Consider the following 13900-nt stretch of genomic DNA (forward strand, 5'->3'; position numbering starts at 1 on the left):
AGAGTCTGGGAAAGGTTGCTTGAGGTGCTGATTGACGATCCAGATTATGAATGGCTTGTGATAGATGCTTCACATTGTCAAGTGCATCCTCATGCAGCGGGAGCTAAAAGAGGTGATCAGAGCATGAGTCGTACAAAAGGGGGCTCAATACAAAATTACAGAAGGCACAACAGCAGATTGTACTCAAGCAAGYAATTTGATCGCTGGTCTTACAGCTGAGCGGTTACTGGCAGACAAAGGATATGATAGCAACGCAATCGTTGAGCAAGCTATAAGTCAGGGAATGCAAGTGGTGATTCCTACACGAAAGAATCGCATAACTGGTCGAGAATACGATAAAGATCTCTATAAGTTAAGGCATTTGGTGGAAAATGCATTTTTACATTTGAAGCGCTGGAGAGGAATAGCGACCCGTTATGCAAAGAACACAGCCTCATTCTTGGCTGCAGTCCATATTAGATGTATTGCTATATGGGCAGAAGTCTCGTGATTACACTATCTAGCAACGACAAGCTTTTTTTACTATTTCAATTTTTTTATAAGCAGAGGTAACTATTAATATTCAGTAGAAAAAGCGGCAAAAATCGCCATTCACTCTGATTATCGTTGTTTAAAGTTTCATCCCGATCGAGCTTGTAAGGTTCGATTTGTTTTTTTTAAAATTATATTTGTCTCACTTATCAACTAACGTTAAAAAATTTAAATAGTTATCAGGCCTGAGACAAAACGCCACAAATACTTTATGACGCATTTATTAGTCTATTTGACGATGATTGAACAGATGAGAGAAAATTTTTTCTATTTAAATTCAAGAAACCTTGTGGCTGCGAATAGCGAATGCTTTTCTAAAATATAGCATTCCTCCTTGGATTAGTGCAGATCCGATAATAATATCAACAGCTCCTCTTATATCCATTGGAGTGTATTTCATTAAAAAACCTAAAAAAATCATCGAACCTAAAAGCAAGTAATACTTTTTTGTATAGATTTGTTTAATACTAACAGGATTAGGAAGCAAAAGAATTCGATTCACGCTGTTTTGTACTGTTTTCGCAAAAACAAATCGCCCTTTAATAAATCCAATCCATAAAGAAATTGCTATCAAAAATAAGACTGCTTGATCAGCCCCTCCTACCCATTTCATCAAAGGATCTAAAAGTGGGCGATTTATGACCACTAAATTCTCTTTTAAAATAGACTCTACCACAAAATTTAATCCTAAAGGAAGAAGCACGCAGCCGACGATTAACCAAACCAGCCCAGATACTACAACCATTGTTGTATGAGTGACTTTTAACATAATACCTCTCAAAAAATTGTAAACAAATGTAAATTAAGCAGATTATTTTTTTGACAAGATTTATAAATGATCTAAAGCGAGATGTCCATCTAATTCCTGCTTAACCAGTACATCATTTCTCATTGTGAAGTACAAATTTTGTTAAGATTTTCAAAGAAACAGCCTCTAAAAAGCATCCTCAAATCAACAATATTTTTTTTATCAAATATTTCCTTCAATCACATAAGTTTTATAATTGATGTACATTAAAAGAAGATTTAGTTAAGATTGTGTTATGTTTACGTTAAAAGAACCAGGCTTTTGAAAGTAGGGGTTTTCTAAATTTATACCATAAGCTTAGCTCCCGTTTATAGTTAATTACACATAAATTCACCCAAGCATTAATTTTAACCAGGAAATTCGTTTTATATCACCTAAATACCTGTATTGGAGATCATAAAAAGATACAAAACTATTGTTTGCAAGCATTCGTTTCTAGCCAAATTTCCCTTAATTTAATGATATATACAAAAAATTCAAATACATAGGATATAATTAAAAATATGAGTATTTCTCTCTCTTTTATCCGAATTTTATTCCTCACTATATGCTTACTATTTTCTACGACTTTTGCTATTCAAAATCTTGAGGGAGGATTTAATCTAATCAATACAGCTGTTGGCATGCTTGGTGGAATAGGTATCGCAGGAATTTTAATTGCCTTAGATTTTATTTTTAATCGCTTTAACCTCAGATCTTTTAATACGTCTATTTTAGGCTTGTTTTTTGGCTATTTAATGGCACAAGCAATTTTGTTTCTTCTCACCGGAATGATGAATATTGACTCTACCGAAGCATTTTTACTACCAACACGTTTTCTTGTTTATCTTTTCTGCTGTTATGTGGGAATGACAATGACAGCAAGAGCCTCTGAAGAAATCCATGTTAGCATCCCTTTTATTGAGTTTAAAGCTCTTAGTCATAAGAAAAAAGACGTTCTTGTGGATATATCGGTTTTAATGGATCCTCGCATCATTGATCTTGCCTCTTCGGGGTTGTTAGATCATCAACTCATTGTTCCTCGCTTTGCGATTAAGGATTTATATACTCAAGCTGAGAGCACGGAAGAAAATGTCAAAGCAAGAGCTCGTCGATCACTTGAAGTAATTAAAAAATTAGAAAGCCTGCCAGATTTAGATCTACGTTATGTCGATACAGATTTTGTCGAAATTAAAGATCCGATGACAAAACTTATTCATTTAGCCAGATTTTTAGATACCAACATCATCACCTCTGATCTTAATCGCATCCAACAATCTTCAGTTGAAGGCGTTCGAATTATTAATATTCATATGTTGTCTAATGCTTTAAAACCCATTACCCAAGCAGGCGAAGTCATTAACATTAAAATTCAAAGATATGGAAAAGAAGCTCGTCAAGGTGTTGGTTATCTTGAAGACGGAACAATGGTAGTTGTTAACGGCGGAGCAGAATTCATTGGAGAAACAATCAAAGGGCACGTTTTGTCTGTTAAACACACTACTTCCGGTCGTATGATTTTCTGTAACGCATCAGAAGAAGCCAGTTTAATGATGGAACAAGATTTTTCACCTTCCCTTGCTGAATTAGAAAGCCATAAAAGTTATTTAACTTACTAATATAGTTTGAGACTAGAATTAAAAAAATCTTTGAAGGGATTAGCTTCTAAAAATAGTAACCTCTTTTTATTTAAGATAATCTCTTCATACCTCAAATGAAACGCTAGTTCTATCAAACAAAAACCTTACCCCATTGTTAACATGACTTTAGGAATTGGCAACGATATTATTGAGATTGAGCGAATTCAAGCAAATATTAAAAAATATGGACAACGATTTTTAAATCGAGTTTTTACCAAAAATGAACAAATATATTGTTTAAATCGTAAAATGCCCGCTCTGCATCTTGCCGGTCGATTTGCCGCTAAAGAAGCGGTGGTTAAAGCTTTGGGGACAGGTTTTAGCCAGGGTATTTCTTGGCTAGACGTCGAAATCCTCAATGATGCAAATGGAAAACCTTACGTTTCTATTTCTCCTCTTTTAACTCAATTATTTGCTTCCCCTAAACTTCTTATCTCGATTAGTCACTGCCATCACTACGCAACAGCATTTGCAGTTTGGTCTTCTTAATTGATCCCGAATTTCATTCTTCAGGCCTTTTTATTTATCTGAGAAAGACAAAATTCCACGTAAAGGGTTTACAATCCAAAAGGATAAAAGAACGTCAATTGAATTTGATTTGCTTTTGATGGAAAATTTTGGGAATAAACACGTTTTGCATATTCTACAGACAAATTTCCTATAAAATCAATAAGATAAGTGTATCGCAGTCCTAGATCAACAGATTGATGATCAATAGAGCCATATCCATGAAAATGACTTAAATTTAAGGAACGACTCCCAAAACCACAAAGAGTTCGCGAGAAAATTTCAAATTCGTGATAAAGTCTAATTCTTTGAGCAAAAGCAACCTTTAAACGAATCCAAGCAGAATCATTTAGTGCACTCCCAAGCCCTACTTTAGCCCATAGCCTAGAAGACCACTGATCTTTTTCTGCCCATTCTTTACCCATAGAAATAAACAACTCCCCTTCATTTTTGCCATGATGAAAAGAACTTGGATCTCGCAGACTCCAGGGAAACGCATGAACAAGGTTGATTCCTAAGGTTAATGTCACAGGATCTCCAATTACATCATCCAAAAAGATATAACGCCCGTTAAATTCTAAGTGATCGATACTACCCGCTTGTTTATTTGTCCGGGCAGCCATAGCTCCTAAATTTAAAGATAGCTGAGGGGTGGCGGCAAGAGCTAATTGAGTATAAAGAAAAATATCGCGAGAAAGGTAAGATTTTGAGTTAGATTTACACGATAAATCTTTGTAGCTTTGAAATTGAAGGGAAGAGGTCCATTCAAATTCAAGATAATTGCCTATCCAAGGCTGATCTTCATAAGCCCAGCCTAGAATTGGTAATAAATAAACACAAAATAACCATTTCCAATTTTTTCTGAAAAACATTAATTGTCTAATCCTTTTTCAGCGAGCCATCTTTCAGCATCCAAGGCTGCCATACAACCACTACCTGCAGCAGTAATAGCTTGCCGATATTCAAAATCTTGAACATCTCCTGCTGCAAATACTCCTTTAATGCTTGTTTGTGTTCCTTTGAAAACTTTTAAGTAACCATTCGAATGCAATTCCAATTGATTTTTTAGAAACTCAGTATTTGGATTATGTCCAATCGCGAAAAAAAGTCCTGCTGCTTCATATTCTTTTTCCTGCCCTGTTTTGACATTTCTAATCACAAGATTTTTTACGATTTGGTCTCCCTTTACTTGAATAACTTCTGAATTCCAAATCATTTCAATTTTAGGGTTATTAAAGGCTCTTTCCTGCATGATTTTAGAAGCTCGTAATGTATCTCTTCGATGAACAATAAAAACACGACTTCCAAACTTTGTCAAAAATGTGGCTTCTTCAATGGCTGAATCTCCTCCACCTATGACAAATAAAGGGCGATTGCGAAAAATAGGAGCCGCCCCATCACAGACAGCACAAGCTGTCACACCTTTTTGCCAAAATTCATCATCACCTGCGCCTGGAATGGGTAAACGTTTTGCTGTAGCTCCAGTAGAGACAATAACAGAACTAGCTTGATAATGCGATTTCTTACCTTTAACAATAAAAGGGTAAACTTGAAAATCAACAGAGTCTACATCCTCACTAATTATAGTTGTTCCAAAACGGATGGCCTGTTGTCGAAAACGATCGACTAGCTCGGGTCCTGTAATTCCATCAGGGAAGCCAGGAAAATTTTCTACCTCAGTTGTTGTCATCAATTGACCCCCTGCAGCGCCTGTAAAAAATCCTTCAAATAAAATAGGTTCTAAGTTAGCTCGAGCAGCATAAATAGCAGCTGTATATCCTGCGGGCCCAGATCCAATAATAATTAGCTTTGCTTTTTCCATTTTCTTTCCTAACCAATTTAAATTTTATATTTACCGATTCATATCCGTATCATAAAGGAGAAAAAAAGAGAATATTATTATCAATTAATATCTCTTACAAACTCGAATAAGGAGAAGTTTATTTTTAAAAATTTAGTTTATCTCACAGCGACTCAAAGAGCAAGCAATATAAACAACAGCAAACTTTTTCAATTAATTTTATAATAAATTAATAAATTAAAACTAAAATTATAATTAAAAACATAAATAAATGAAAATAAAACTAATTTTTAAAAAAAAGGTGAAGTTTAAAATGAATATTTATGTAAGTACTAGAACTGTTATTAATCATCAATTCAATTATCATGTTGATATGATTTATTCAAAATTACGAACTCACACGAATAACATAACTTCTTCATTATCTAAAACTTTAAAAAAGATTGAGTCATTTATTAGAAATAATTTGCATAATATTTTATTTCTAAGCGCTACTTGTGCAACGGCTTATTTTTCACCTTCTTTATTTATAATGGGCGCAGTATTAGCAATTGTCTTGCGATTTGAAGTAAGATATTTATTTAACGAGTATATCAAGGAAGAAAATAACCCCTACTTAAATGGCACAAAATTTGGCCCAGATTATGTCAATAACACTAGTTTGCTTATTGCAACAGTAGCAGCTATAGATTCAATTGCCTTAGGAACATTTTTTACTACCAATTACATCGGGGTTAGTTTATTTCCATTTGCTGGTGGATTAGCAGCCGGTAATATTTTAGCCCAAAGGGGAATTGATTTACTCGTCTAACCCTATCTAATTATCTGGCTAAGCTTATTATTCTTAAAAAAAATAAGCTTAGTCTTTTTGCTTTTGATAAAATTTCTTTTTTCAAGAATTAAATTTGCTGCGTTATTTAGTGCTCATTCTATGATCTGATTTCTTTTAATTAACCCGCAATCACCCAATTTTATGACCAAAGGCACAATAGCAAAGCTGGCCTATTAATTCAAAACTCTTTATAAGAGAACGAGCTATTTGCTTTTTGGTTTTTATTTCTTGACGAATCTATAGATTAATCATGTAAAGTTTATACCTTGAAGCAAAAAATTTTAAAAAAATACTCATTTTCTCTATCCAGGGATAAGTAGTAAAGAAATTTTCGGGCAAAAAAGATCAATTTCATCATCAAGAATTTTAATAACGAAATGCGAACATCATAAAACAGAGACGTAACTATGCAAATTCAAGTCATTTTAGCATTTATTGCTTATTTTAGTTTACTTCTTCTCATTGGCCTTGTTTGTCATAAAAAACAAACAACCTCCTCTGATTTTATTATGGGCAACCGATCACTCAATTTCTGGCTGGTGGCTCTCTCTGCTCACGCAAGTGATATGAGTGCTTGGCTTTTTATGGCATTTCCTATGACAATTTTCGTATTGGGACTTCCCTATATTTGGATTGCACTAGGACTTTTATTGGGAATGTTTTTCAACTGGCAATTCGTAGCCCCAAAATTACGCTCTATGACTGAAAGCTATGACACCTATACATTATCTTCATTTTTTGAGAAAAGATTTAAAGACACTTCTGGATACATAAGGATTTTAAGTGCTATTATTATGCTTATTTTTCTTACTCATTATCTTTCAGCAGGTCTAATCGCAATGGGTTACTTGCTTGAATCATTATTTGGTCTTAACTACTACTTTGGTTTATCTGTTGCTATGTTGGTGGTAGTCGTCTACACATTTATTGGGGGATTTACAACAGTTGCTTGGACAGATTTGTTTCAAGGTGCTTTTCTTCTCCTAATGATTATTTTAGTTCCTACCATAGCAATGACAAAGATTGATAGCTGGCAAACCATTTCGCATATAGCTCATCAAAAAAAAATTTCTTTATCTCTGTTTGGTGATAGTAGTCTGGATTCCTTTATCAAAATTTCTTCCTTGGCCTTGGGATGGGGACTTGGTTATTTTGGGATGCCTCATATTATCACTAAATTTATGGGTATTAAAGATGTCAATGAAATGCACAAATCTAAATGGCTTGGCATGACATGGCAACTTGTTACTTTAGGAGCTGCTGCAGTCGTCGGCTTAATTGGAATTGCTTATTTTCCAAACGGCTTAGCTAAACCAGAAATGGTCTTTGTTGAAATGGTAAAGGATCTTTTTAATCCTTTTACAGCAGGCTTTATTTTATGTGCTGTGGTTGCGGCTAATATGTCAACAATGGATTCTCAAATTCTTGTTTGCGGTTCTATTTTAAGCGAAGACCTTTATAAATATTTTTATAAACAAACACCATCCGATCAAAAAATCCTTTGGGTTTCTAAAATGAGTGTTGTCACAGTAGCTTTGATCGCTTTATTACTAGCATTCAATAAAAGTAATACAATTTTAGATACGGTTTTATATTCATGGTCAGGTCTTGGAAGTGCTTTTGGCCCATTAGTTTTAATGAGTTTATATTCTAAACAAACAAATCGTTATGGGGCAATTGCAGGAATGATCACCGGCACTCTCGTCGTTGTGGTATGGCCTAGTTTAAACCCTTTATTATTTCGATATGAACTATTACCAATGATTCCTGGTTTTTTCACAAGTTTGACTGCCATTTATTTAGCTTCAAAATACACTCGAAAAAATTCTTTGAATCAAATCAGCACACTTATCAAATCTTCCTGAAAACTTCATTTCAGTATCAAATCTCTCCAACCAAAGAATTTTCATGATTTTGTTGGGGAGTTGGCTATCTTTAATAATCCAAGTTTCCTGATAAGTTTATTTACCAAAATCTTCCTTTGAATTATTTTCATTTTTTGATAAATTACTATCTTAAAAAGAAGTTTTTTTAAATATACTTGGCGATCTTATAAAAAGTTACCAAATCAAAAACCCACGTTCTTCAGTTTATAACAAATTAAACTAAACAAATTGAAAAGTTTTGAAATTTGGGCTAATAAACGATGCAGTTTTAGAAATTAGTTACATTGAAAGTAATTTAAATTTTTTACTGGTATCTTTTTATAAACAATATAAGTTTAATAAATTCAATTATTTTTTATTTTATTCCACTTTTAAATATTAGGGCTTTATGAATTTTGGTTTTGAACCTTCTGGTCATTTAACATCTCGATCTGTGAATCGAGAAATATCGCATCTTCGCTTTTCTCAACAATTAAACGCTTTTTTCGGTAGAATTTGGAGTTTAATTTGCTTTACAGCAAATTACTCAGCTAAATTGTTAAGAACCGTCGCATTGACAAAGCGCAGAGCAAATGAAATCGTCCCTAGGGTTCGGTACCCTTCGGATTCAAATGGGCCCATACAATCTTTAAAGGGAAGAGTTTCTTCACCTTCTATCCCACCCACCATGCAAAATCAATTTAAACCTTTTTCTTCTACTACCCCAGTAAATCTTTTACCACCTTCACCACCCAACAAATTAGTCCCCTCGACCAACCCGCAGATTGAGCCTAATCTCCCTCCTCACATAGCACCTGAAAGCCCACAAGAAATATGTTCATCTTTACATTCCTCTTCCCCCCAGCCTGCAATTTCAGTTTCATCACCCAATCTCACCTCCATTGCTTATTCTCCTAATTTTGAATACAGTGTTGATTTTTTTGATAAATACTTTAGTCAACGTGGCTTTGAAAGTAACTTTAAAACTATTCTCCAAACAGCGCAGGTTTATAAAAACAACAAAAACATCTCAACACCCTTTAATGAACTTTCTGGCGAATACACGATTGATATAGAACCTTCTATCCGTATCGAAGCAACCCTTGCTGAAGGAATGTTTAAAACATTTTATTTCTTAGATAAAGAAGGAGCAATATTAGAAGGTTACTACGAAAATGGAGAATTAATTTTAACATCTATTATAACTCCTGATCGACTGACGAAATTTGAAGGTCGTTTTATTAATGGAAAAGTTACCGACTCACAAGGAAAAATCTTTTATAATACGAATTCCCCCCATAATACTGATTCATTACAAGATTTTAATGCCTGTTATGAAGGGCCGATCGTCGATCAGTTACCTCACGGAAAAGGAATTTACAAACAAGAAGACGAAAGTGAAGAAAGAGTTTATTTTAAAGGAAATTTCACCTCTGCTGAGTATGACTTCACAAAAAAGAGTTATACAGTAGTAAAGCAAGAAACGATATCTGAAATCAGAGAACTCTCATTTGATCATCAACAAGTGCTTGGCTACCAAAGTAAAATATTCTCTTATGATGAAGAATGCGACGACTGGACAGAAACAAATATCTCTATTAATTATGAAGGAACCCTTCAGACATATTTTAAACATGGACAAGGAACTCTCTGCTCCACCTATTTCCAAGAAAGAGAAGGTAAAAAAATAAAAATCACTCATCAATATGTGGGGGAATTTGAATTTGACTTTATTAAAGCACAGTCAGGAGAGTATACTGTTATAATTAACGATATATCTAGTGATACCGAAATTCAGGGAACTGTTAGGTTCACTGCGCATGGGGATGAATTCGAAAGTATTATACTTAATACTCAAGAATACGTTTACGAATTTGATTTAATACAATCAGAACACACACTTGAAGATGCTATGTTCTTAACTGGATATGGCACAAGAAGTGATGGTAAGAGGGGAGAATTTATTAATGGCTTTCACACAGATGAATATCAATATGCCGAAGATGACGATGATGAAAATGGGCCTTTAAGCTTTCCAAAAGTTAGAACGGACTCTCAAAAACTGATGCCAGAAGTTGATGTTGACGGAGATTACACTGACGAAGATAACGAAGATGAAAATGGAACTTCTTCTATTAATTCTGATGCAACTTCAGGAGACTATACGTCAGAAGAAGATTTATCTTCATCAGAGGAAATCACAGACAATTTATTTGAAAATGAAAAATAACCGATATTTTACTGATTAAAAAGTCCAAGAAACCGATGCTGAATATTCTATTCAGCATCGGTAAAATCTACTATGATTTGCGCTTTTCAAGATAACTAATCACATCGTTTACTGTTTTTAATTTTTCAGCATCCTCTTGTGAAATCTCACACTCAAAACGCTCTTCAAATGTCATAATGAGTTCTGTTAGATCTAGAGAATCTGCATTCAAATCTTCTACAAATGACTTTTCTGAATTGACATCATCTCTATCAACTCCTAATTGTTCTACAACAATATCAATGACTTCTTGTTCAATTGACATAAGAAAATCCCTTTCGTTAAGGCTTTATAAATTTATTTAAAAACTGAGCGGTATAATATTCTGTTAAAAATGATTATTTTAATCAACAGTAGAAATTAGATATTTGATATGAGATATTTTTTACTAATTTTCTTTGTCAATTTATTTTAAACCAATTGATTAATTGAACATTATGACATCACCATTCCACCATCCACAGTAATAACCTGGCCTGTGACATAGTTCGAAAGTGGCGTAGCTAAAAACCAAGCTAAATTAGCAATATCAGAAGGCTCCCCTAAGCGATTAAGAGGAATATCTTTTACGATCATTTCTTTCTGTATTGGTGTTAAAGCATCGGTCATTTTTGTTTGAATGAAACCTGGGGCAATACAATTTACTAAAATATTTCGAGAGGCTAATTCTTTAGCTAATGCTTTTGAAAAACCGATGATTCCTGCTTTTGAAGCAGCATAATTTGTCTGCCCGGCATTCCCGATTAACCCAACCACAGAACTGATATTAATAATTTTTCCTTTTTTGGCTTTCATCATTCCGCGAACGACAGATTTACAAGTGTTAAAACAAGATTTCAAATTAGTATCTAAAACTTTATCCCAATCTTGTTCAGACATCTTCATCAGCAATTGATCAGCAGTGATTCCTGCATTATTAATCAAAATATCCACCACTCCAAATTCTTCTACAACATCTTTAATCGCCTCATCAACTAATTGAGTTTGAGAAACATCCACACAGCGAAAGTAAATAGTTTGAGATTGTGTAATTTCTCGAATTTCATTAATTGTTTTTTGCCCTGTTTCTGCATTCGTTCCAAAAATAATAACTTTTGCACCCTCTTCTGCAAATTTCGAGGCAATCGCTTTTCCAATTCCTGCATTACCACCTGTAATAATAGCTACTTGATTTAACAACAACTGATTCATCGTCATTCCTTTATATAAACTTAGTACAGCATTAGCAATTGACTTATTCTAGTCGGTTTCATCTCTTTTCTATTGGATAATATGATCTAAAAGAGCTAAATCCTCTACTTTTTCAATAGACAATGTTGGTGCTTTCACCCCAATTCGCTTATTCAACCCATTGAGTGTTTTTCCTGGACCAAATTCAATAAATAAATCCACATCCTGACTTTCGATTGCGCGAATTCCCTGCTCCCATCGAACAGAATGTGTGACTTGTTTGATTAAATGAGTTCGAACAAGTTCTAAATCATCGACGAAATCCCCGGACACGTTCATCACAAGTTGGGAAGACCCTTTTTGGAAAGGAGTTGACGAAATAAATGGATTCAATCGATTTTCCGCTACTTGCATTAATCCACTATGAAAAGCACCTGCCACTTGTAATGGAAGAACTCTTTTTGCTCCATACTTCTTGGCCGCTGCACCTCCAGCTTCAATGCCCAAAGAGGTTCCAGAAAGAACAACCTGACCGGGACAGTTAAAATTAGCAATCCATAAATCATTTGCTAAATTCAGCTTGTTCACCATCTCTTCAACAACAGAGTTTTCAAGTCCTATGACAACAATCATTGATCCTTTAGTTTCTTCACAAGCCTCATGCATATATTCACTACGGTATTGAACTAAAGACAAAGTCTCTTGATATGGAAGTATTTCACTCGCAGTTAATGCTGTATATTCCCCTAAACTAAGACCTGAGCAAACAAATGGCTTTAAATTGTATAATTCGGAAACTACTCGCAAAATGGCTATACTAGAGACATAAATTCCAAGCTGACTATTTTTTGTTAAAGTCAACTCCTCTTCAGAACCATTAAATACAACATTTGAAAGAGAACGCTTTAAAATATCATCGGCCTCTTCAAATACAAGTTGAGCCAGAGAAAATTGATTCACAAAATCTTTAGCCATTCCTGGATATTGGGCCCCTTGACCAGGAAAAAGAAAGGAAATGCGTTTATAAATTTTTTTATCCATTTTTACCTTGTTATTTTGGTCAAAATTGAAGCACCCCAAGTTAATCCTCCACCAAAAGCGGTTAAGAGAAAATGCTCACCATTCTCAAAGCTATGCTCTTTGATTAATTCATCCAAAGCAATTGCGATGCTTGAAGCAGAAGTATTTCCATATTTGTGAACAGTTTGATAAACTTTTTCATCGGGGAAATTAAAATTTTTAGCTATGGCATCAATAATTCTTTTATTTGCTTGATGAGGAATAAGCCAACTCACATCAGATTCTTGGAGCTCAGCTCGAACTAAACATTCGCGTGCCGCTGCACTCATGCGCCTAACAGCATGTTTAAAAACCTCATTACCTGACATTTTAAAGTAATGTAACCCTTCCGAAACCGTTTCTATTGAGGCGGGTTTTCTCGATCCACCGCCAGGAATTAAAACTAAATTAGCTAATTCTCCATCCGCACCCAAACACAAGGAATCAATCTTCAACCCTTCCCCTTCTCCTTTAACAACAGCTGCCGCTGCTCCATCACCGAATAAAACACATGTCGTTCGATCCTTATAATCAATAAAGGCAGACATTTTTTCTGTTGCAATAACAAGAACATGCCGATACATATTAGATTCAATATAAGCTTTTGCTACTGACAAACCATATAAAAATCCTGTACAAGCTGCCTGAATATCCATAGCGGCTGCTTTACTTGCTCCTAGATTTGCTTGAATTAGATTAGCTGTACTGGGTGAAATATAATCAGGACTCATTGTGGCAACTAAAATCATGTCAATTTGCTCAGCTTTCAAATTGGCAGTTTTAAGAGCTTTTTGAGCAGCATAAGTTCCCATATCGGAAGGAAATTCTTTCGCATCTGCTAAGCGTCTTTCACGTATTCCCGTTCTAGATACGATCCAATCATCTGAAGTTTCGACCATTTTCTCTAAATCTTGATTAGAAAGCACGCGTTCAGGTAAATAAGATCCTACGCCTGTTATCCGAGCAATTATTTGATTTGCCATGAATACTATTCCTTCTCTCTTTAAATTATCTGAAATTGGAATGATCAAAGAAAAAAGTTAGCTCGCACTAATTTAAAATTTTTCAATCCAATTAACGAGGCTAAATGATTACAAAGAATCTAAAATTCAAAGAGAAAAATCCAAAGTTCAGAAAAAAAATATAGCAAAATATCAATAAATAGTCGATGTCGAATTAATCGAGGTTTGGATTCAAATTTATATATAAAACAGTTTTGAAGAGGAAAATTGCATGAAATAAGTAGCCATATATTATGTTTTTTAAACTTAAGATTTTGATTGCGTAAGTAAGTTAGGTCCTCAACAAATCGTTTGATATGTGTAAGCATTGATTCATTTTATTTTCATTTCTCAACTAAATAGATAGGTTTATTTTTAGTAATTAATGTAAGTTGCAAATAACTAAGTCGAAATAAAATTTAGATGTAAATAAAAAGG

12 protein-coding genes and 1 pseudogene are annotated in these 13900 nt (G+C 34.2%); 6 read left to right on the forward strand and 7 right to left on the reverse strand.

Translation table 11 applies throughout. The features are described from left to right. Positions 1 to 490 (forward strand): annotated as a pseudogene (locus tag TY19_RS03565) (IS5 family transposase); the annotation flags it as partial. 318 nt (positions 491 to 808) lie between these two features. On the opposite strand, the gene TY19_RS03570 reads toward TY19_RS03565, so the two are convergent. After that, a complete protein-coding gene (locus TY19_RS03570; protein WP_042280269.1) occupies positions 809 to 1300 on the reverse strand; it encodes a hypothetical protein in 492 nt (163 codons plus the stop codon). A gap of 542 nt (positions 1301 to 1842) precedes the next feature. Here TY19_RS03570 and TY19_RS03575 point away from each other — a divergent pair. Both TY19_RS03575 and acpS read left to right on the forward strand, forming a co-directional pair. Then, a complete protein-coding gene (locus TY19_RS03575) occupies positions 1843 to 2937 on the forward strand; it encodes a PIN/TRAM domain-containing protein (protein WP_042280271.1) in 1095 nt (364 codons plus the stop codon). Between the two features lie 141 nt (positions 2938 to 3078). Next, a complete protein-coding gene (gene acpS, locus TY19_RS03580) occupies positions 3079 to 3447 on the forward strand; it encodes a holo-ACP synthase (RefSeq protein ID WP_011176256.1) in 369 nt (122 codons plus the stop codon). A 68-nt stretch (positions 3448 to 3515) separates the two neighbouring features. Here acpS and TY19_RS03585 read toward each other — a convergent pair whose 3' ends face one another. After that, entirely contained in the window at positions 3516 to 4337 is an 822-nt protein-coding gene (locus TY19_RS03585) for a hypothetical protein (protein WP_042280274.1), read from the reverse strand. Next, positions 4337 to 5287, reverse strand: a complete 951-nt coding sequence (gene trxB / locus TY19_RS03590; protein WP_042280277.1) for a thioredoxin-disulfide reductase — start codon at positions 5285 to 5287, stop codon at positions 4337 to 4339. Before trxB ends, TY19_RS03585 begins: the two co-directional genes overlap by 1 nt. 292 nt (positions 5288 to 5579) lie before the next feature. Here trxB and TY19_RS03595 point away from each other — a divergent pair, with 292 nt between their 5' ends. The 3 genes from TY19_RS03595 (at position 5580) to TY19_RS03605 (ending at position 10193) form a co-directional block, all read left to right on the forward strand. Then, complete coding sequence (locus tag TY19_RS03595; RefSeq protein ID WP_042280279.1) at positions 5580 to 6077, forward strand: hypothetical protein; 498 nt, start codon at positions 5580 to 5582, stop codon at positions 6075 to 6077. Between the two features lie 428 nt (positions 6078 to 6505). Then, positions 6506 to 7963, forward strand: a complete 1458-nt coding sequence (locus TY19_RS03600; protein WP_042280282.1) for a sodium/proline symporter — start codon at positions 6506 to 6508, stop codon at positions 7961 to 7963. A 409-nt stretch (positions 7964 to 8372) separates the two neighbouring features. Then, the gene (locus tag TY19_RS03605) at positions 8373 to 10193 is read left to right on the forward strand and encodes a hypothetical protein (RefSeq protein ID WP_042280284.1); all 1821 of its coding nucleotides are present in this window, start codon (positions 8373 to 8375) and stop codon (positions 10191 to 10193) included. Between the two features lie 70 nt (positions 10194 to 10263). On the opposite strand, the gene acpP is transcribed toward TY19_RS03605, so the two are convergent. The 4 genes from acpP to TY19_RS03625 all read right to left on the reverse strand — a co-directional run bounded on the left by acpP (position 10264) and on the right by TY19_RS03625 (position 13444). After that, positions 10264 to 10497: an acyl carrier protein gene (gene acpP, locus TY19_RS03610; RefSeq protein WP_011176262.1), complete on the reverse strand. Its 234-nt coding sequence runs from the start codon at positions 10495 to 10497 to the stop codon at positions 10264 to 10266. A gap of 170 nt (positions 10498 to 10667) precedes the next feature. After that, complete coding sequence (fabG, locus tag TY19_RS03615) at positions 10668 to 11423, reverse strand: 3-oxoacyl-ACP reductase FabG (protein ID WP_042280286.1); 756 nt, start codon at positions 11421 to 11423, stop codon at positions 10668 to 10670. A gap of 69 nt (positions 11424 to 11492) precedes the next feature. Continuing rightward, complete coding sequence (gene fabD, locus TY19_RS03620) at positions 11493 to 12443, reverse strand: ACP S-malonyltransferase (RefSeq protein WP_042280288.1); 951 nt, start codon at positions 12441 to 12443, stop codon at positions 11493 to 11495. A 2-nt stretch (positions 12444 to 12445) separates the two neighbouring features. Continuing rightward, a complete protein-coding gene (locus TY19_RS03625; RefSeq protein ID WP_042280290.1) occupies positions 12446 to 13444 on the reverse strand; it encodes a beta-ketoacyl-ACP synthase III in 999 nt (332 codons plus the stop codon). Positions 13445 to 13900 lie beyond the last annotated feature (456 nt).

Origin of the sequence: Candidatus Protochlamydia sp. R18, from assembly GCF_000648255.1 — a bacterium.
In the GTDB taxonomy this organism is placed as follows: Bacteria; Chlamydiota; Chlamydiia; order Chlamydiales; family Parachlamydiaceae; genus Protochlamydia; species Protochlamydia amoebophila.

Excerpts from the sequence above, each read along its gene's own strand:
- TY19_RS03570 (WP_042280269.1), bottom strand. The coding sequence starts at position 1,300 with ATGTTAAAAGTCACTCATACAACAATGGTTGTAGTATCTGGGCTGGTT.
- TY19_RS03575 (WP_042280271.1), top strand. The coding sequence starts at position 1,843 with ATGAGTATTTCTCTCTCTTTTATCCGAATTTTATTCCTCACTATATGC.
- acpS (WP_011176256.1), top strand. The coding sequence starts at position 3,079 with ATGACTTTAGGAATTGGCAACGATATTATTGAGATTGAGCGAATTCAA.
- TY19_RS03585 (WP_042280274.1), bottom strand. The coding sequence starts at position 4,337 with ATGTTTTTCAGAAAAAATTGGAAATGGTTATTTTGTGTTTATTTATTA.
- trxB (WP_042280277.1), bottom strand. The coding sequence starts at position 5,287 with ATGGAAAAAGCAAAGCTAATTATTATTGGATCTGGGCCCGCAGGATAT.
- TY19_RS03595 (WP_042280279.1), top strand. The coding sequence starts at position 5,580 with ATGAATATTTATGTAAGTACTAGAACTGTTATTAATCATCAATTCAAT.
- TY19_RS03600 (WP_042280282.1), top strand. The coding sequence starts at position 6,506 with ATGCAAATTCAAGTCATTTTAGCATTTATTGCTTATTTTAGTTTACTT.
- TY19_RS03605 (WP_042280284.1), top strand. The coding sequence starts at position 8,373 with ATGAATTTTGGTTTTGAACCTTCTGGTCATTTAACATCTCGATCTGTG.
- acpP (WP_011176262.1), bottom strand. The coding sequence starts at position 10,497 with ATGTCAATTGAACAAGAAGTCATTGATATTGTTGTAGAACAATTAGGA.
- fabG (WP_042280286.1), bottom strand. The coding sequence starts at position 11,423 with ATGAATCAGTTGTTGTTAAATCAAGTAGCTATTATTACAGGTGGTAAT.
- fabD (WP_042280288.1), bottom strand. The coding sequence starts at position 12,443 with ATGGATAAAAAAATTTATAAACGCATTTCCTTTCTTTTTCCTGGTCAA.
- TY19_RS03625 (WP_042280290.1), bottom strand. The coding sequence starts at position 13,444 with ATGGCAAATCAAATAATTGCTCGGATAACAGGCGTAGGATCTTATTTA.